This window comes from Shimia sp. R9_1 (genome assembly GCF_017743775.1).
GTDB lineage: Bacteria > Pseudomonadota > Alphaproteobacteria > Rhodobacterales > Rhodobacteraceae > Shimia.
Genome location: NZ_JAGHRN010000001.1, coordinates 1,071,573 through 1,090,295, shown reverse-complemented (window position 1 = coordinate 1,090,295; position 18,723 = coordinate 1,071,573). Strand labels below are relative to the sequence as shown.

Below are 18,723 nucleotides of genomic sequence, written 5' to 3'. Positions count from 1 at the left end.
GCCGGAGCGCATCGGAGTGTATGGCAAGTATTGCCTTTGGGAGGAGAGCAGCATGGCCCGCGTTTCTGTAGAGATTGAGAACCACATAGCCCGCGTGACCTTGACGCGCGGAGATAAAATGAATGCGCTGGATCCGGAGATGCTGGAGGCCATTGCGGCTGCGGGCGAGAGCCTGATGGACAACGAGGACGTCCGTGTGGTGGTGCTCTCAGGCGAAGGCAAGGCCTTCTGCGCGGGGCTTGATGTGATGTCCTTTGGGGCGATGGCGGGCAAGGATCCGGAAGAGCTGTTGATGCCGCGCCGCTTTGGAAACAGCAATCTGTTTCAGCAGGTGGCCATGGTCTGGCGCAAGCTGCCGGTGCCGGTGATCTGCGCGCTGCAGGGCGTGGCCTATGGTGGCGGGCTGCAGATCGCGCTGGGCGCGGATGTGCGCTTTGCCGCGCCGGGCACGAAGATGTCTGTGATGGAAATGAAATGGGGCATTGTGCCGGATATGGGTGGCATGGTGCTTTTGCCGCAGCTCACCCGCTCCGATGTGATCCGCAAGCTGACCTACACCGCGACCCCGTTTGAAGCGGCGCAGGCCGCTGACTGGGGGCTGGTGACCGAGGTGGTCGACGATCCGCTGGCCGCAGCGCTGGCGCTTGCTGAGGAGATCGCAGGCAAAAGCCCCTCGGCCATTCGCGCAGCCAAAGCGCTGATCGGGTTTGCCGAAACCCACGCGGCGGATGAGGATGCTATGCTGCTGGAGGAAAGCCGCGTGCAGACCACGCTGATGGGCAAGCCGCATCAGATGGAGGTGATTGCCGCCAACCTGCAGAAACGGGCACCGGTGTTTAAATAAGCGCGGGACGTGCGGCTGGTTTTGTACGCAAGCTTTGCAGCATAGCCAGCCGGTGTAGTGATCAGGGGCAATGATCACATGGGGGCCAGCCCCCATACCCCCGGGATATTTGACGAATGAGAAAGCCTAAGGGCTACTTCAGGAACTTGCGGTAGGCATCGCGTTCGATGTTATAGGCCAGTTCCAGCTCGGAGATTTTTGCCATCAGGCGCTTTTTCTCCGCAGGATCCGCGGCTTGCTGCCAGTCCTGTTTGGCCGCCTCAAGCGCCTCTTTGAGTTTGAATTCCCGGGGCAGGACGCCTGCGCGCGCCATGATGGAATGGCCAACAGAGGTGGCGGCATCCTCACCGTCATGACGTTTGGGGAGCGGTTTGCCTTCGCCCTCAAGACCGCTCAGCTGGCCCTGTGCCTGAGCCTTTTTGATCTGACGTTCGATGAGGTCTGAAAAGCTGCGGATCATGCCCAGACAATAGGCATGATCCGTCTGATTTTAAAGGGCTCCGAGCACTTTGCGTTAGACTTGAATCGCTTGTTCCCTGCCTCTCCCATTCGGTCGAACGGGAAAAGCGATCCTCTTGTCTCACGTAAAACGCAAAGTGCTTCAGTCCAACTCTGCGAGCTTGGCCAGAGCGCCTTTGATCTTGGCTTCCTCGGCCTCGCGCGCGGCGAGGTTTTCACGGGCTTCTTCCACCACCTCATCCGGCGCGGAGGCGACGAATTTGGGGTTGTTCAGACGCCCGCGCAGACCGCCAAGTTCCTTGGCCAGCTTGCCAAGACCCTTCTCAAGGCGTGCTTTTTCCGCATCAATGTCGATGATGTCGGCCAGCGGCAGACCGAAGGTTGCGCCATCGACCGCCACGGTTGCGGTGCCTTTCGGGAACGCCGCCACTTCCTCAAGCGACACCACACGCGCGATCTTGAAGATCAGCGCCTGGTTGGCGGCAAACGCGGCGCGGTTTTCCTCGGTGATCTCGCTCACAACCACATCGATTTTTGCGCCTGCGTTCACGCCCATCTGGGCACGCACGGAGCGGATGTTGTCGATCACGGAGATCACCCAGTTCATCTCGCGGTCTGCTTTGGCGTCGACAAACTCTGCAGCCGTGTAGGTCGGCCAATCGGCGTGAACCAGCATCTTGGCGCGGTCGCCAAGGTTGCCCCAGAGCTCTTCGGTGATGAAAGGCATGATCGGGTGCAGCAGGATCAGGCACTGGTCGATGACCCAGCGCATGGTGGCTTTGGTTTCAGCCACCGCTGCGGCGTCCTCTGAGGAGAAGAGCGGCTTGGAGAATTCCAGATACCAGTCACAGACCTTGCCCCAGACAAAGGCGTAAAGCGCGCTGGCGGCATCGTTGAAGCGGAAGCTTTCCAGAGCCGCATCGACCTCTTCACGCACCTTTGCGGTTTCGCCGACAATCCAGAGGTTTGCGGTCTGGCTGAGGGTTTCGCGGCTCCAGGCGGTCACACCGTCTTCAAACACGCCGTTCATCTCGGCAAAGCGCGCGGCGTTCCAGAGCTTGGTGCCGAAGTTGCGGTAGCCTGCGATGCGCTGCATGTCGAGTTTCAGCACGCCGCCCAGAGCCGCCATGGCGGCCGAGGAGAAGCGCAGCGCGTCGGCGCCGTACTCATCAATGATCTCCAGCGGGTCCATCACGTTGCCGGTGGATTTGGACATCTTCTTGCCCTTGGCGTCGCGCACAAGGCCATGCAGGTAGACGGTGTCAAACGGGATCTGATCGACCACAGCAAGCTGCATCATCATCATGCGCGCAACCCAGAAGAACAGGATGTCTTGCCCGGTGACAAGCGTGGAGGTCGGGAAGTATTTTGCCAGCTCGTCGGTCTGCTCAGGCCAGCCCAGCGTGCCGATGGGCCAGAGGCCAGAAGAGAACCAAGTGTCGAGCACGTCAGGGTCGCGCCAGACCGGGAAAACCAGCTTGAGCGGGTCCTGATCCACCACATATTGCGCGAGGCTTTCGGCCAGCATGTGGATGGCTTCGTGTTTGTCCGCCACTTCAACCACTTTGGCGTTGTTCAGCGGAGCCGGAATGTTGGCGTTGTCGTCCAGGAACTGCGCGGCGACATCGTCAAAGCTTGCGGCGCAGTGCATGACATTGCCCCGGTGCAGCATGCCGCCTTCGCCGAGCAAACGGCCCATTTCAACAAGATCGAGCGCGCCATTGGTCTCGTTGTCTTTGAAGTCCTCTGCGGACAGATCAAGGCCATACCAAACCGGAATCTGATGACCCCACCACAGCTGGCGCGAGATGCACCAGGGCTCGATGTTCTCCAGCCAGTGGTAGTAGGTTTTCTCGCCGCTCTCTGGCAGGATCTTCACATCGCCGTTTCGCACCGCATCCAGCGCCGGGCCGACAACCTTTTCGGCGTCCACAAACCACTGGTCGGTCAGCATCGGCTCGATCACCACTTTGGAGCGGTCGCCAAAGGGCTGCATGATCGGCTTGTTTTCGACCATCGGCACCTCGCGGGTGGCCTCATGGCCTTCCTCATCGACGTAGGTCTCTGTGAAGGTCACGGCGAGGCCTTCTGATGTGATCTGCTCGACCACCAGTTTGCGCGCCTCAAAGCGATCCAGCCCACGCAGCTCGTCTGGCACGAGGTTGACCGCGTCGGCCTGATTTTCGGTGAGGGTTTGTTCGCCTTTGGCCACAGCCATCGCAAGGGTGGCGGCAGAGGCATAGTCTTCGCCATCCGCGCGCATGGCGCCTTTGGTGTCCATCAGGCGGTACATCGGGATGCCGCCGCGCTTGGCGACCTGATAGTCGTTGAAATCATGCGCGCCGGTGATTTTCACCGCACCGGAGCCGAAGTCTTTGTCCGGGTATTCATCGGTGATGATCGGGATCAGGCGGCGGTGCTCTTTCGGTCCAACCGGGATCTCGCAGAGCTGGCCAATGATCGGCGCATAGCGCTCATCAGACGGGTGCACGGCCACAGCGCCGTCGCCCAGCATGGTTTCAGGCCGTGTGGTGGCGATGGAGATGTAGTCGCGCTCTTCTTCCAGCACGACATTGCCGTCCTCGTCCTTCTCGACGTAGGTGTAGGTGGCGCCACCCGCGAGCGGGTATTTGAAGTGCCACATGTGGCCTGCGACTTCGATGTTCTCCACTTCGAGATCGGAAATCGCGGTTTCAAAATGCGGGTCCCAGTTCACGAGGCGTTTGCCGCGATAAATCAGACCCTTGTTGTACATCTCAACAAAGACTTTCAGCACCGCGTCGTGGAAGTTGCCGCCCGCCACATCCGCAGGCGCACCGGGTGCGCCGGACATGGTGAAGGCTTCGCGGTCCCAGTCACAAGACGCGCCAAGGCGCTTGAGCTGGTTCACGATGGTGCCGCCGCTTTCGCCTTTCCAGTCCCAGACCTTCTCAAGGAATTTCTCACGGCCCAGCTCGCGGCGGGAGGGTTGCTGGGTTTCGGCCAGCTTGCGCTCCACAACCATCTGGGTGGCGATGCCCGCGTGGTCGGTGCCCGGCTGCCAGAGCGTGTCAAAGCCCTGCATGCGCTTCCAGCGGATCAGGATGTCCTGCAGCGTGTTGTTGAACGCGTGGCCCATGTGCAGAACGCCGGTCACGTTGGGCGGCGGGATCATGATGCAGTAGGTGGAGGCCCCGGGCTTTGCATTTGCGCCTGCGGTGAAGCAGCCTGCTTTTTCCCATGCGTCATAGAGCCGGCCTTCGGCTTCGGCTGCGTTGAAGGTCTTTTCCATCGCCATTGGTCTGATCCCTTTTGTCGGTCGGGCCGTTTATCAATCGGACCTGTCTCTAGCGAAAGCGCAGGCAAAGGGGAAGCGCGAAGCGGGGAGAATTGCGAGAAGGCTGTTGATATGGGGCTTTAAGAGCCGCAATCGCATGATTTGGGTCCTCTGCGCCGCAATGGGTATTTAGGACCTGTAAGAAGCAGGTAGGGCTTTATTAACCATAAGCGGCGAGCATTTTGGGGCGGTACAGGCTGGGGAGCCGATGGCCGCACCTGTGAGAAGTCGCCCGCCTCATGTGCTGATTTCAGCTATTGGGGCGGGCGCGCTCTTCTTACAGGTCAAAAATACCCAATGCGCTGCCCTAAGCATCCGCGCGCTCGGCAGCGATGGCGGCATCGGTCAGCGGCACGCGCTCGCCGGGGCGGATCACCGCGGGGTCATAGGCGGGGCGGTCAAAGACCTCGCGCACCATCGGGGCAAAGAACGACAGCGGCAGCGTGTCATACTCCGGATCAAAGCTGGCCTGATCCCAGCGTTCGCAGAACACTTCGTTGTCCTCAAAATAGGGATGGCCGCGGTGGCGCTCGCGTTTGTTCTGGTCGTAGCCGTCCAGATGCTGGCCGTAGTAGACCATCTGGAAATCGCCATGGGTCTCCACCACCCATTTGCACTGCTCCCTGACAAAGGGTTTGAGGATCGTGGCGGCGTATTCGTCGTGATTGTAAGGCGCGTAGATGTCGCCAATGTCATGCAGCAGAGCGGCGACAACCCAATCCGTATCCGCGCCGTCGCGCCAGGCGCGGGTGGCGGATTGCAGGGAATGGCCAAGGCGTGTGATCTGATAGCCTGACAGACTTTCATCAAGCTCCACCAACGCCTTCATCAGCCGGTCGGCCGTGTGTTTGGTGTGGTCAATTTCCAGCGCGTTGAGGAATTCATATTCCTCTTTGGTGCCGTCTTTCATCTGGGTGAAGGCCACTTTGTCCATTTTGGGTGCCTGTTTGGGGGGCTGTGTCATCCGTAGAGCCTTTTGGTGTCTTTGCTGCCTTTCATGAGGGCGGCGGCTTGGGCGGTTCTGATTTCTTCGTAAAGGTTTACGGCCTCTGGTGCAAAAAGTGTCGGTGGTGGCGCAACATGGATAAAGTTGCCAATGCGATCGACGCCGCGCACCAACATGGCGTAGTCTTTGTCGGCCACCTGTTGGGCGATTTCCGGGCGGATGTAGCGGATCACAAAGCCGATGCGGCGGTCATCGGCGCTGTTGGGGCCGGAGCCGTGGATTGTGAGGCCGTGGTGCAAAGACATCTGGCCGGGTTGGAGTTCGATGGCAGTGCGGTCTGCGTCAGGGATGTCCACGGCGATTTCCTGTCCGCGCGACAGCAGATTGTCCGCGCCGTGGGTGTCCGTATGCGGCAGGATCGGGTTCTTGTGGCTGCCTCTGACAAACTCCATACAGCCTGAGGCCTTTGTGGCAGGCGAGAGCGCGATCCACGCGGTCACCAGCCCGTCAATCTCACCCAAGCCCCAATAGGTCAGGTCTTGGTGCATGGAGACAAAAGCCTCGGTTTTGGATTCCTTGATGAAGAACTCCGCGCTCCAGACCAGAATGTTGGGGCCAAGCACGCTCTCGACGATATCAAGCACGCGCGGATCAGAAGCGAGGCGCGCGGCCATGGGCAAAACCACATGGCTGTTCACCCGTTTGTAGCTGTTGAGCGGCAGCGGCAGGTTGGCGGTGAGCCAGTCGCGCTCGATGGTTTCGAGCTCTGCGCGCCACTCCTCGGCCTCGGCGGCGGGCATGACATCCAGCGGGAAGAGGTATCCGTCGTCCCAATATTGGCTCTGTTGATGCTGGCTGAGGGTGTCTTTGGGCATGGGGCCTCCCGTGGCTGCTTTCCAAAACGATACGCAGAGGGGGCAAAATCGCAGCATGATGGTTGTGGACGGGGAGGCTAAGTTTTTCTTATGCTCGATCCATGCAGAAACGGGTGCCATCACTGAACTGGCTGCGGGTGTTTGAGGCAGCAGCCCGGGCGGAGAGCTTTGCGCGGGCGGCGGAGCAGCTCAATATGTCGGCGGCGGCGGTGAGCCAGCAGGTGCGCAGCCTTGAGGAAAAACTCGGCGCGCCGCTGTTTGAGCGCCATGCCCATTCAGTGCAGCTCACAGAGGCGGGTCGAGCCTATCTGCCGCCGGTGCAGCAGGCGCTGATGACGCTGGAGGAGGCCACAGAAGGCATTTTTGGCCAGAGCCGGGAACAGGGGCTTTACCTGCAGTGTGTTCTGATCTTTGCCCATGGCATTCTGGCACGGGGGTTGAAGGACTTTGAGGCGCAGCATCCCGGTGTCTCGGTCATGCTGAGCACCGGCAATTCCGCGCGAGATCTGCAGAGCGGGTTCAGCGATCTGAAAATCATCTTCGGCAATCCGCACGCTTACGGGGCCGAAAGTGACCGGATCATGGGGGAATGGCTGTTCCCGGTGGCCCTGCCGGAGATCGCCGCGCAGATTTCACAGCCCGGCGATTTGCTGCAATGGCCGTTGATTGAGGTGGGCACCCATCGCTCCGGTTGGCGGCAGGTGCTGGAGGAGGCGCGGGTACGGCCGGGCGCTGGGCGCATGGTGTTTGCCGACAGCACGATTATGGCCATGTCGATGGCGCGTGAAGGGCGCGGGATCGCCTTGGCGCGCGCCCCGGCGAGCGATGGCGAGATGCGCGGCGCGGGCTTGCAGCCCTGTCTGGAGGGCTTTTGTGTGCGTGGCTCACAAGCCTATCACCTGATCTATGAGGATCTGCGTGGATTGCGCAAACCGGCGCGTCAGTTTCGCGACTGGCTGCTGGATTGGGTGGCCACGCAGGGCTGGGACTGAGCCGTCTTGCCCGACGCGCAGATTGCCTCACAATATGGTGACGGTCGCAACGTCGTCGTGCGTAACATGGGCTGGACACGGGCGGGCGGGGCGATACAGTCACCTCTGGAGCCACGCGCAGGGAGCAGCCAGCCATGGAAAAGTTCGGGAAGAGTCAGCCGGTCAAACGGGTCGAGGACACACGGTTTTTGACAGGCCAGGGTCAGTATGTTGAGGACATCGCGCCGGAGGGGGCCTTGCACGCTTATTTCCTGCGCTCCCCTGTGGCGCATGGGGATATCACGGAACTGGATGTGGCGGATGCGCGAGAGGTGGAAGGCGTGGCCTGTGTGCTCACCCAAGCCGATCTGGTGGCCGCTGGGCTCGACGCCACTCTGCCCGGCACACAGGTCAAAAACCGCGACGGCAGCATGGGCGCAAAACCGGAGCGCCCTTTGCTCGCAAATGGGCGTGTGCGCTATGTTGGCGAGCCGGTGGCGGTGATTGTGGCGGAAACGCTGGATCAGGCGCGTGACGCGGCCGAGATGATCCTGTTTGATTATGAAGACCGCCCGGCACATATCGCGCTGGCGCGTGGCGGAGAACAACTGCATGAGGAAGCCTCAGACAACCTCGCCTTTGACTGGGGGCTTGGCGATGAGGCCGCAACCGAGGCAGCCTTTGCGAAGGCGGCGCATGTGGTCAGCCTGGAGGTGGGCGACAACCGCATCATCGTGAACTCCATGGAGCCGCGCGGCGCCTATGCGGAATGGGATGGCGATAAGGTGCATTTGGCCAACAATGGTCAGGGCGTCTGGGGGCCAAAAAACGAAGTGGCGCGCGCGCTGAAAATCGATACGGCCAATGTGCGGGTCACCAACCCCGACACCGGCGGCGGTTTTGGCATGAAAGGCATGATCTATCAGGAGCCTCTGGTGATTGCGCATGCGGCGCGCGTGGTTGGCAAGCCTGTGCGCTGGATGGCGGAGCGCACCGAGGCGATGTTGTCTGACAATGCCGGGCGCGATCTGACCTCGCTGGTGGAGATGGCGTTTGACGAAAACCTCAAAGCCACCGCCTATCGCGTGAAAACCACCGCCAATATGGGGGCGTATAACTCGCAGTTTGCCCAAGCGATCCAGACCACATTGTTCAGCCGTGTTCTCATGGGCGTCTATGATGTGCAGACCACTTGGCTGCAAGTTGATGGGATCTACACCAACACCACGCCTGTGGATGCCTATCGCGGCGCTGGGCGGCCGGAAGCGATTTATGCGCTGGAGCGGCTGATGGACCGCGCGGCACGGGAATTGGGCGTGAGCGGCTGGGAGCTGCGGCGGCGCAACTTCATCCCGAATGCGGCTTTCCCTTATAAAAGCGCCACGGATGAAACCTATGACGTTGGCGATTTTGACCGTGTGCTGAGCCGGATGGAAGCCTTTGGCGACGTGGCAGGCTTTGCCGCGCGCAAGGCGGCCAGCGCGGCTGCGGGCAAGTTGCGCGGTGCGGGGCTGTGTTACTATATTGAAAGTATCCTTGGTGACCCCAGCGAAAGCGCGCGGGTGGAGTTCAATGAGGATGGCACGGTCTCGATCTATGTGGGCACACAATCCAACGGGCAGGGCCATGAGACGGTTTACGCCCAGTTCCTGAGTGATCAGACCGGCATCCCGACCGAGCTCATTGAGGTGGTGCAGGGCGACAGCGATCGGATCAAACAGGGCGGCGGCACCGGCGGCTCGCGCTCTGTGACGGTGCAAAATACTGCGACACTGGCGACCGTGGAAACCATGATTAAAGCATTTACCCCGTATCTTGCAGAGAAGATGGGTGTGGATGCCGAGGACGTGACATTTGATGATGAGCAATTCCGCGCAGAAGGCTCTAATCTACATCCGACCTTCCTTGAGGCGGCAGAGATGGCGCGCGCGGATGGGCGCACTGATCTGATGGTGCATGAAGAACGCACAACGCTGCCCGCGCGCAGCTTCCCCAACGGGGCGCATCTGGCGGAGGTCGAGGTCGACCCCGAAACGGGTCAGGTGACTTTGGAGCGCTACACTGTGGTGGATGACTTTGGCAATCTGATCAATCCGATGCTTGCAGAAGGGCAGGTCCACGGTGGCGTGGCCCAGGGCATTGGTCAGGCGCTGATGGAGCATGTGGTCTATGATGAGGAAGGTCAGCTGTTGACCGCCACCTTCATGGATTACGCGATGCCGCGCGCCAGCGATGTGCCGATGATTGGCTTTACCACGGAGGCCGTGCCTTCGACCGCCAATATCATGGGTATGAAAGGCTGTGGTGAGGCTGGCACGGTTGGGGCCATGGCCGCAGCGGCCAATGCGGTGCAGGATGCGCTCTGGGAGCGCGGCGTGCGTCAGGCGGATATGCCGTTTACGCCGCACCGCGTCTGGCAAATGTTGAATGAGGCACAAGATACGGCTGCATGAACGCATAACCTCTTGGCTGGCCGGTAAATTTGCGGCCCGCCACTCGCCCACGGCCCCGCGTCGCGGCCCTGTCACCCATGTGATTATTCTGGATGGCACCATGTCCTCTCTGATGGACGGAGAGGAGACCAACGCCGGACGCACCTACCGCCTGTTGCAGGAGCTGGGCGCCGGCGTGTCGCTTTACTATGAGGCGGGGGTGCAGTGGCACAGCTGGCGTCAGACGCTGGATGTGATGATGGGGCGCGGGATCAACCGCCAAATCCGCCGCGCCTATGGCTATCTCGCCAGCCGCTATCGCCCCGGCGACCGGATCTTTCTGATGGGCTATTCGCGCGGCGCATTTGCGGTGCGCTCGCTTGCGGGCGTGATTGACCGGGTGGGGCTGCTGAAAGCAAGCTGCGCCACAGAGCGCAATATCCGCACCGCCTATCGTCATTATGAGCTGACGCCTGACAGCGCCGCCGCCGCCGATTTTGCGCAGGCCCATTGCCACGAGAGCGTCGACATCGAGATGATCGGCGTCTGGGACACGGTCAAGGCGCTGGGCGCGCGGGTGCCGCTGCTGTGGCGGTTCACCGAGCGGCGCCATGCCTTTCACAACCACCATCTGTCACCAATCGTGCGCCACGGCTTTCAGGCGCTAGCGCTGGATGAAACTCGCGAGGTGTTTGAGCCGGAAATGTGGATGTGTCCCACCCGCTGGGACGCGCGGATCGAACAGGTCTGGTTTCGCGGCTCCCATGGCGACATTGGCGGCCAGCTGGGAGCGTTTGAGGAGGCGCGCCCGCTGGCCAATATCCCGCTGGTCTGGATGCTTGAGCGGCTGGAGATGTGCGATTTGAAGCTGCCGGACGGCTGGCGGGATCGCTTTATCATGGACCCGCATGCGCCCTCCGTTGGCACCTGGCGGCACTGGGGCAAGTTTTTCCTGTTTCGGGCGCGGCGTCTGGTCAGCGCGGATCGCTCAGAAAGCATTCACCCAACGGCGCAGCCCTTCGTGAATGCAGGTGACACCAAGGCGCGCCTGCCGGAGCAGCAAGGTACGCTTGCGGCGCAGGATTAAGCCCCGCGCCATCGCATTGGTCAGCCGCGCCAGTCCACAAATTCGTCAAGCGCGGCCCGCTCGGTGCGGAAGGTGTTGATCGCGGCGGCATCATCGGGAAAGCCAAAGGAGATCGCGGCCAGCATGTTGTAGTCTTCAGCGATGTCAAAATGGCGGCGCACCACATCGGAAAAGAGCGATAAGGCCGCCTGTGGCACGGTGCCAATGCCCTGTGCTTTGGCCGAGAGGCAAAAGGCGGTGATGAAACCGCCGCAATCCAGCACACCATAGGGGCCAAGCTCCTTGGGGCAGGAGATCACCGCCACGTGGGGCGCGCCAAACAGAGTGTAGTTCTCCCGCATCTGCTGGGCGCGGGCATCACGGTCTCCACGTCCGATGCCAACCGCCTCATAGAGCTGCATGCCGCAGGTGCGGCGGCGTTTCTGATGCGCGCCGGTGTAGGTTTCCGGGAAAGGGTAGTCCGGCGCAGGCGCGCCGCTGTCAAAGGCTTGGGCCATGGTGGCACGAAACGCATCGGTTTCAGCACCCGAGGTCACGGTGACCTTCCAGGGCTGCGCGTTGCACCAGCTGGGCGCGCGGCCTGCATCCAAAAGAATTTGCGCAATGGTGTCCTGCGGCACCGGATCAGGCCGAAAGGCGCGGCAGGAATGGCGGGCGTGCAGCAACGCCTGTAATGCGGCGTGGGGGCTCATCACTTGTCTCTCAAAACTTACTGGTTTTGGGCGATGATATAGCCAAAGGCCGCGGCTGCAAGGGCTGTGCACGCAACGGCAAAGGCGATTTTCCAAGTTGAGTAGGGGCGTTCGCCCTGAACGCGACCGGTTTGGCCGTTGACCACAAACCGATAGGACTTGCCGCGGTATTTGTAAGCCGCCAGCCAAACCGGCAGCAGGATGTGTTTGAAGGTCACATCGCTGACAGCGGTTTGTACATTGTGAATGCGCTGGCGGTCCCCGCCGATGTCAAAAGCCACATCGCGCCGGATCACACGATCCATATGGGCGCGGGCCTCCTCATAGCCTTCGGTGAGTTCGACCGTGTAGCCTTCGGCTTGAAATCCCGCGAGAAATTCCGGGCTGTAGGGCTCCAGCGCAGAGAGATCCCAGGGCTGCAGCGCATCGGTGTATTTTTTGGGCAGCGCTTTTGAAGCCAGCACCAGAATGTCGTCAAACCAGCGCGCCACACGGCCGGAGGCAGGCCGCCAGCGGATTTTCTGCACCCGGCGCTGCTCCGCCTTGCCGTCACGCATCACGGTTTCGGTGACGTAGTAAACTGTGCCGCGCTCGCCGCGATAGCTGGATTTCGTGTCCGCATCATAGGTCCAGTAAGGCACATAGATGCCGTCCATCTTACGCCCCTTGCGGGCGTAATCCTGCAGGCCATTTGGGGCAAACCAGAGCCCGCCCAGCCAGTCGTTCATGGCGTCGTGCGCCGCAGGCTCGGCGAGTTGAAACGGCAGCACCGCCCGCGGTTTGATCTGCCGGTGGGTGCCGGTATCCACCACCACAGGTGTCGCGCAAAAGGCGCATTCCGTGGCGTGGGTGCCCCCGTCAAAGACCACATGGGCTGCGCAATTGGGGCAGGTGGTGGCGCGGGTTTCCATAACTTCCGCCGCCGGAAGCTGCTCTGCCAGAGCGGCGCGAAAATCCAGCTCAGTGATGGCGGCGGCACGGTCGCCCTGTTCGGTGGCTTCCTCATGGCCGCAATGATCGCAGATCAACTTGCCCTGCGCGGGCGCAAACCTGTAGTCCGCCCCGCACTGTGGACATGGGAAGCGGGTGGTCTCTTGGGGGGCGGGCGGCGGTGTGGCGGTCATCTGAAAGGTCGGTGCTGTCTGGGTTGGAGCGCGTGTGTGGCAGAGAAAGTGCTGCGCCCGGCTGCGTTATCAAGAACGTGTGCGCAGCCGGGTACAGGAGATTTTCAGTTCAGCTTCCCGGTGGCGGGGGCGGAAGAATGGTGAAGAGCTGGGCCAGCTCCGCCACGTCTTCAGCGTGTTTCCAGCCGTCCTGACCGGCGGTCCAGACATGGGTCTGGCGGGTGATCTCACCAGCGGTGGCCATCCGGCCCAGCGCGGCCTTGGAGAACGGGCCTCGGGTCTGCCCGTTTTCGGCGACATGCCAGACATGTTCCACCGGTGGTGGCGGAGGTGGGGCCGCATGGGCTGCTTGCGGAGCAGGCGCTGCCTGCGCGGCAGGGCGGGCGCCCCATGGTCCGGGCTGATGGGCGGCGTGGGGTTGCGCGGTTTGAGCCGCCATCTGCTGTGCCATCGCCATGCCCATCCCCATGCCAAGGCCTGCGCCCATGCCGGAGTTTGGCGTCTGCGCGGCGGCGGTCATCGCCTCTGCGGCGGAAAACTGTGTGTATTTGCCCAGATCGCCGACAATGCCCATGGAGGTGCGCTTGTCCATCGCGGCCTCCACAGCGGCGGGCAGCGAGATATTTTCGATATAAAGCTCGGGGATCGCGAGGCCGTATTCGGCGATGGTGCCGGAGATTTCCGCCGCCACCAGCTTGCCCAGATCTGCGGTGTTGGCGGCCATGTCCAGCACTGGAATGCCAGAGGCCGCGATCACGCGGGAGAATTCCTGCACGATGATATTGCGGATCTGGAAGCTGATCTCATCCATGGTAAATTCGCCGTCGGTGCCCACAATCTCGGTGAGGAACCGCGCCGGATCGACCACGCGGATCGCATAGGTGCCATAGGCGCGCAGTCGCACCGGGCCGAACTCCGGATCACGCACCATGATCGGGTTCTTGGTGCCCCACTTCAGATTGGCAAAGCGGGTGGTGTTGACGTAGTAGATCTCGGATTTGAACGGGCTTTTGAAGCCGTGATCCCAGTGCTGCAACGTGGTCATCACCGGCATGTTGTTGGTTTCAAGCATGTAAAGCCCCGGCGTGAACACATCCGCCAGCTGGCCCTCATGCACAAACACCGCAGATTGCCCTTCGCGCACGGTGAGTTTGGCGCCGTATTTGATCTCATGGCCCTCGCGTTCAAAGCGCCAGACCAGCGTGTCGCGGGTGTCATCCACCCAATGGATGACGTCGATAAATTCGCCGGTGAGAAAATCAAAAATTCCCATTTGTTAGTCCTTTCAATGGGCGCATTAAAATCCTTGGCCGGTCTGCTCGCGGGCCAGGATGTAGAGCACAGGGCGGGCGTCCTCCGCGCTCATACCAGTGGCAAGGCGCGGGTCATAGAGCATGCCCAAAAGCATTTCGTCATGGGTGGTCAGAAGCGCAAATTCCTCGTCATCATTAAAGATCGAGGGCCGCGCGCGCGGGCTGTCATTGGTCAGGCCCAGACCCTGCGCGATCTCTTCCTGCAGGCAGGATTTGCGCATCAAATCAGGGTGTTCCGCACGGATCAGCGCCACTGCGGACGTATAGGCATTGGGCGTGGATCCAGAGGCTTGCGCCACCACAAAACAATAGATCGAGCGCGGCGCATTGGTGAACAGCGCGCGGGTCTGCGGTGACGCATTGGGCAAGAGAACATCCAGTCGCTTCTCAAGCGTTGCGCGGTCATTGGCGCCCATCACAAGCACATGGAAATTGGCAGAGCCGCTGGTCTGGCGGATCGGATGCCCGGTGACGCGGGCCAGCCTTGGCACATAAGCGGCGAGGGTTTCGCGATCTGTGGCGCGCTGGCTTTCCGGCACCGAGGGGCCAAATTCAAGGTTCACGCGCACCGGACCGTCCCAGCGGCGCAGCTGTCCCGGCGTGGCGGCGGCGCGCTCAAGACCGGCATCAAGCACGTATTCGTCGTAAAACGCGATCTGTTCGAAGTTGCGCGCCAGCATGTCTGGCGTGAATGGCGTGTCCGGCCCGCCGCCGTCGGTGCGCAGCAGCCCGCGCGCCAGCAGATCGGCCTGCACCTGACTGTAGTAGGTGGCAAGCCGCTCGCTTTCGACCGGCACGGGCTTTGGCTTGGGCGCTTTGGGCGCAGGAATAGAGACGCCTGCTTCCTCACAGGCGGCCAGCAGGCCCAAGGTGAGCCCCATGGCTATGGCAGTGGCGCGCCTCACGCCTTGGGCACGGAGGTTGCGGCGGTGTCTCCCAGACCGTCCTGGCGGGCTTTGGCAGAGGCCAGCGTGTCGCGCAGCTCCGCTTCCATCTTCTTCATGTCCTCTTCCGCAGCGGCGCGTTTGGCTTTGCCGGCATCCGCGATCTGCAGCGATTCATTGATGGTGGCAATCAGCTCCGCATTGGCGGTTTTGACCGTCTCAATGTCAAACACGCCGCGCTCCATTTCGGTGCGCACCGCCTTGTTGGTGTCGCGCAGGTTCTTGGCGTTGGCGGTCAGAAGCTCATTGGTGAGGTCATTGGCATCGCGCACCGCAGCCGCCGCCTCGGCTGAGCGCTGAATGGTCACCGCCTGCGCCAGCTGGGTTTCCCAGAGCGGCACCGTGTTGACCAGAGTGGAGTTGATCTTGGTGACCAGCGATTTGTCGTTTTCCTGCACAAGGCGGATCGAAGGCAGGGACTGCATGGTGACCTGACGGGTCAGCTTCAGGTCATGCACCCGCCGCTCCAGATCATCGCGTGCGGCGCGCAGATCGCGCAGCTCCTGTGCTTCCATCACCTGCGCATTTTCATCCGCAGCGGCGACCTCGGCCTCTTTGGCAGGAATGTCGGTGCCATCCAGCTCGGCAATCTTGGCCTCGCCCGCCGCGATATAAAGCGCCAGCTCGTCATAGAAGTTCAGCGTTTTTTCATAGAGCAGATCGAGCGATTTGATGTCTTTGAGCAGAGTGTGCTCATGCCTCAGCAGGTCGTCGGTGATCCGGTCGATCTGATCCTGCACCTCTTCAAACCGGGCGGTGAATTTTGCAAAAGGCGCAGCCCGGCCCACAAGCTTCTCCCAGAAGCTGCGCTCGCGGCGCACATCCAGCTCAGAGACAGAGAAACCGCGGATCGTGGTCACGATATTGCGCAGGCTGTCCCCGGCGGGGCCAACATCCTTGTTGCGCACATCCTGCAGCATGGCCTGCGAAATCGTTTGCAGTTCTGCCTGCGCCGCAGAGCCGAAAGAGACAATCGACGTGGTGTTGTCCATATCCAGTTCAGCCATGCGTTTGCTGATTTCCGCAGACACCGGCGCGTCTGCCTCGGCGAGCGGCACAACCGCGTTGGCCTCCACAGGTTCGGGCAGGGAAACGGTCGCTTCGGTGATTTCCGCCACAGCGGCTTGGGCTTTTTTGCGCACGGTCTCAGACATTTAAATCCACCTTTCCGGTCGGTAATCGCTTACAGAGTGTCCTGATGCAGGCCTTCGCGTTCCAGGCGCTCCCGCAGGACATCAATTTCCACATTCAAGTCCCCGCGATCCTCCAAAAGCAGCTTTTGGGTGCGGGCGGCAAAGTTCTTTTCCAGATCATCCAGCAGCGCGGCATAATCGGCACGCGCTTTGGCGTCCTGCGTCCGGCTGTAGAGATCGGCAAATTTGGTCGTCGCGTCACGGGCGCCAAGCAGATAGACGCCGAGATAGCGCCGCGCTGCGGTCAGGTCGCGGGGGTCTTCTTCAACCGTGCGAAAGAGATCGCGTGCGGTGGTCTGAAACGCATCCACACGCCGCTCCAGCGCCCGGTCGCCCGCCCGCATGATGGCCTCACGCATGGCAGACAGATGCGCTTCGGCCTCTTCCACGGCCCGCGCTACACGGTCGGTCTGGTGGCTGTTGACCCCCTCCATGCCCTTGTCCCGCATGGGATCAAAGCCAAAGGCAAAGCTATGCAGCACTCCGCCAATCACCGCAAAGATAATGGCATCCAGCGGGCCATGACCTGCGATGCCCGCCAGACCAAGGCCAGCGGCGGTCAGCACAGAGCCGAGCATCTTGCGCGGCAGGGCAGGGCGTCGGGCCACTTTGCGGGCGTCATAGGCCTCCTGGGCAAACAGCCCTTCGCGGGTCATCCAGGCCGCCAACAGCAAAACACCAAGCGCTGCCAGATATTGCAGCATGACCACCGGCTCTGAGGTAAATGCCTGCCAAATCAAGGGCAAAGGCGCGATGAACAGCAGGTTGACGCGGCCACCGACGCGGCTGCGTTTGGCACCGCGAAAACCCCCGCCTGAGGCGGGTTGTTGTCCTTGCTGCTGCCCGTCAGGGCTGTATTTTCCGCCGAACTTCTGCGCCATCACGCGCCTCCTGTCACGGAGACATATAAGATCAACATGACAAGCAGACCAAAGGCCAGCCGTTGCAAACCGCTTGAGGACATGTGGCTCCAACCCTCGCTAAGTTACAGAGAAACTTAAGAACTCTGCCCCCCAAAGGCTAGGGGGAAGTTCTGCGGGGATGGCTCATTCTTGCGGAACTTCGCCCAAAGCGCAGAGCTTGGGCGCCAAGGCAGGGTCAGCGGCGGCGGCGCGTGGGTTTGCGGCGGGTTTCCGGGGCCACCGCATCCTCAAGGCCCAGCTGGTCGCGCACCACGCGGCGGCGTACCTCTTCGACCTCGCCGGGTTTGAGCTGGCCCAATTGGAACGGGCCATAGGAGGTGCGAATGAGGCGGTTCACGGTGAGGCCGATGGCCTCCATCGCGCGGCGGATTTCGCGGTTTTTGCCTTCGCGCAGACCAATGGTGACCCAGGCGTTTGCGCCCTGCTGACGGTCCAGCGTGATGTCCATAGGCTGGAAGCGCTCGCCCTCAACCTCGATGCCCTTGCGCAGCGGCGCAAATGTCTCGTCGGTGGGGCGGCCGTTGATGCGCACGCGGTATTTGCGCAGCCAGCCGGTGCTTGGCAGCTCCAGCTTGCGTTTGACCCCGCCATCATTGGTCAGCAAAAGCAGGCCTTCGGAGTTGAGGTCAAGTCGCCCGACGGTCATCACACGCGGCAGATTTTCCGGCAGCTTGTCAAAGATGGTCTCGCGACCCTTCTCATCGCGGTTGGTGGTCACGAGGCCAGAGGGCTTGTGATAGAGCCAGAGCCGTTCGTGATCTGGCGTGCCTATGGCTTTGCCGTCGACCGTGATGCGATCTTTGTCGGTCACATTCAGCGCGGGGCTTGTGAGTTTTTTGCCGTTCACGCTGACCCGGCCCGCCTCGATCATGCGCTCCGCATCGCGGCGCGAGGCCACACCGGCACGTGCCAGAACCTTGGCAATGCGGTCGCCATCTGGGCTGGGCTTTGCGGCGGCTGGCTTTGCCGTGCCGGGCTTTGCCCCACGCGTGCCGGATTTGTGAGGCGCTTTCGCAGGGCGATCAGGGCGCTGTGGTTTGCCAGCGCGGCGGGAGGAGGGCGGTTTTTGGGTCATGGCCCCCATGTAGCGGGGAAAGCGCAAGCGGGGAAGGGGGATTGCGCAGCCGCGCGCGGCAAGGCATTTCAGGGATATGACATTTACCTCCCATATGGATCTTGCGCTGGCAGAGGCCCGCGCTGCCGCTGCACGCGGTGAGGTGCCCGTGGGGGCGGTGGTTGTCGGTCCGGATGGGCAGGTGCTGGCAAAGGCAGGCAATCGCACACGCGAAGACCATGACCCGACCGCACATGCCGAGATTCTGGCCATGCGCGCGGCCTGCGCGGCGCTTGGCAGCGAGCGGCTGGTGGGCTGTGATCTCTATGTGACGCTGGAGCCTTGCCCGATGTGCGCCAGTGCGATCAGCCAGGCGCGGATTGCGCGGCTCTATTATGGCGCGGGCGATCCCAAAAGCGGTGGCGTGGCGCAGGGCCCGCGCGTCTTTGCGCACGCGCAATGCCACCATGTGCCCGAAATCTATGACGGCCTCGCAGCGGCGGAAAGCGAAGCGCTTCTCAAAGACTTCTTTGCCGCGCGCCGTTGAGCT

The 18,723-nt window shown here is 61.7% G+C and carries 16 protein-coding genes; 5 read left to right on the top strand and 11 right to left on the bottom strand.

The annotated features are described in order from the left end of the window. Positions 1-52: 52 nt before the first annotated feature. Positions 53-844, top strand: a complete 792-nt coding sequence (locus J7399_RS05190; protein ID WP_209084485.1) for a crotonase/enoyl-CoA hydratase family protein — start codon at positions 53-55, stop codon at positions 842-844. A 133-nt stretch (positions 845-977) separates the two neighbouring features. On the opposite strand, the gene J7399_RS05185 is transcribed toward J7399_RS05190, so the two are convergent. The 4 genes from J7399_RS05185 to J7399_RS05170 all read right to left on the bottom strand — a co-directional run bounded on the left by J7399_RS05185 (position 978) and on the right by J7399_RS05170 (position 6,440). Beyond that, a complete protein-coding gene (locus J7399_RS05185; protein WP_209084484.1) occupies positions 978-1,304 on the bottom strand; it encodes a DUF1992 domain-containing protein in 327 nt (108 codons plus the stop codon). A 141-nt stretch (positions 1,305-1,445) separates the two neighbouring features. Further along, positions 1,446-4,580: a valine--tRNA ligase gene (locus tag J7399_RS05180; protein ID WP_209084483.1), complete on the bottom strand. Its 3,135-nt coding sequence runs from the start codon at positions 4,578-4,580 to the stop codon at positions 1,446-1,448. Positions 4,581-4,926: 346 nt separating this feature from the next. Continuing rightward, on the bottom strand, positions 4,927-5,553 hold the full coding sequence (locus J7399_RS05175) for an HD domain-containing protein (protein ID WP_209084805.1): 627 nt from the start codon (positions 5,551-5,553) through the stop codon (positions 4,927-4,929). Between the two features lie 26 nt (positions 5,554-5,579). Continuing rightward, positions 5,580-6,440 carry a phytanoyl-CoA dioxygenase family protein gene (locus J7399_RS05170; protein WP_247742727.1) on the bottom strand — a complete coding sequence of 287 codons (861 nt, stop codon included), beginning with the start codon at positions 6,438-6,440 and terminating at the stop codon, positions 5,580-5,582. A 101-nt stretch (positions 6,441-6,541) separates the two neighbouring features. On the opposite strand from J7399_RS05170, the gene J7399_RS05165 reads away from it, so the two are divergent. From J7399_RS05165 to J7399_RS05155, 3 genes are all read left to right on the top strand, one after another. Next, positions 6,542-7,432 (top strand): LysR family transcriptional regulator, encoded by an 891-nt coding sequence (locus J7399_RS05165; RefSeq protein ID WP_209084481.1) that lies wholly within the window; start codon positions 6,542-6,544, stop codon positions 7,430-7,432. A gap of 134 nt (positions 7,433-7,566) precedes the next feature. Then, positions 7,567-9,864: a xanthine dehydrogenase family protein molybdopterin-binding subunit gene (locus tag J7399_RS05160; RefSeq protein ID WP_209084479.1), complete on the top strand. Its 2,298-nt coding sequence runs from the start codon at positions 7,567-7,569 to the stop codon at positions 9,862-9,864. Then, a complete protein-coding gene (locus J7399_RS05155; protein ID WP_209065222.1) occupies positions 9,839-10,930 on the top strand; it encodes a DUF2235 domain-containing protein in 1,092 nt (363 codons plus the stop codon). Before J7399_RS05160 ends, J7399_RS05155 begins: the two co-directional genes overlap by 26 nt. 20 nt (positions 10,931-10,950) lie before the next feature. Here the strand turns inward: J7399_RS05155 and J7399_RS05150 are convergent, their stop codons facing one another. The 7 genes from J7399_RS05150 to J7399_RS05120 all read right to left on the bottom strand — a co-directional run bounded on the left by J7399_RS05150 (position 10,951) and on the right by J7399_RS05120 (position 18,194). Then, positions 10,951-11,622, bottom strand: a complete 672-nt coding sequence (locus J7399_RS05150) for a nitroreductase (protein WP_209084477.1) — start codon at positions 11,620-11,622, stop codon at positions 10,951-10,953. Between the two features lie 17 nt (positions 11,623-11,639). Then, positions 11,640-12,746, bottom strand: coding sequence for a TFIIB-type zinc finger domain-containing protein (locus J7399_RS05145; RefSeq protein ID WP_209084476.1), 1,107 nt, complete (start codon positions 12,744-12,746; stop codon positions 11,640-11,642). A 109-nt stretch (positions 12,747-12,855) separates the two neighbouring features. After that, positions 12,856-14,019, bottom strand: a complete 1,164-nt coding sequence (locus J7399_RS05140) for an SPFH domain-containing protein (protein WP_209084475.1) — start codon at positions 14,017-14,019, stop codon at positions 12,856-12,858. Positions 14,020-14,043: 24 nt separating this feature from the next. Then, the gene (locus J7399_RS05135) at positions 14,044-14,940 is read right to left on the bottom strand and encodes a DUF2927 domain-containing protein (RefSeq protein WP_209084474.1); all 897 of its coding nucleotides are present in this window, start codon (positions 14,938-14,940) and stop codon (positions 14,044-14,046) included. Between the two features lie 20 nt (positions 14,941-14,960). Next, the gene (locus J7399_RS05130; RefSeq protein WP_209084473.1) at positions 14,961-16,157 is read right to left on the bottom strand and encodes a toxic anion resistance protein; all 1,197 of its coding nucleotides are present in this window, start codon (positions 16,155-16,157) and stop codon (positions 14,961-14,963) included. A 29-nt stretch (positions 16,158-16,186) separates the two neighbouring features. Further along, positions 16,187-17,077, bottom strand: coding sequence for a 5-bromo-4-chloroindolyl phosphate hydrolysis family protein (locus J7399_RS05125; RefSeq protein ID WP_209084472.1), 891 nt, complete (start codon positions 17,075-17,077; stop codon positions 16,187-16,189). A gap of 217 nt (positions 17,078-17,294) precedes the next feature. Continuing rightward, positions 17,295-18,194 (bottom strand): pseudouridine synthase, encoded by a 900-nt coding sequence (locus J7399_RS05120; protein WP_209084471.1) that lies wholly within the window; start codon positions 18,192-18,194, stop codon positions 17,295-17,297. Between the two features lie 76 nt (positions 18,195-18,270). On the opposite strand from J7399_RS05120, the gene J7399_RS05115 reads away from it, so the two are divergent. After that, complete coding sequence (locus J7399_RS05115) at positions 18,271-18,720, top strand: nucleoside deaminase (RefSeq protein ID WP_209084469.1); 450 nt, start codon at positions 18,271-18,273, stop codon at positions 18,718-18,720. The last annotated feature ends 3 nt before the right edge of the window (positions 18,721-18,723 follow it).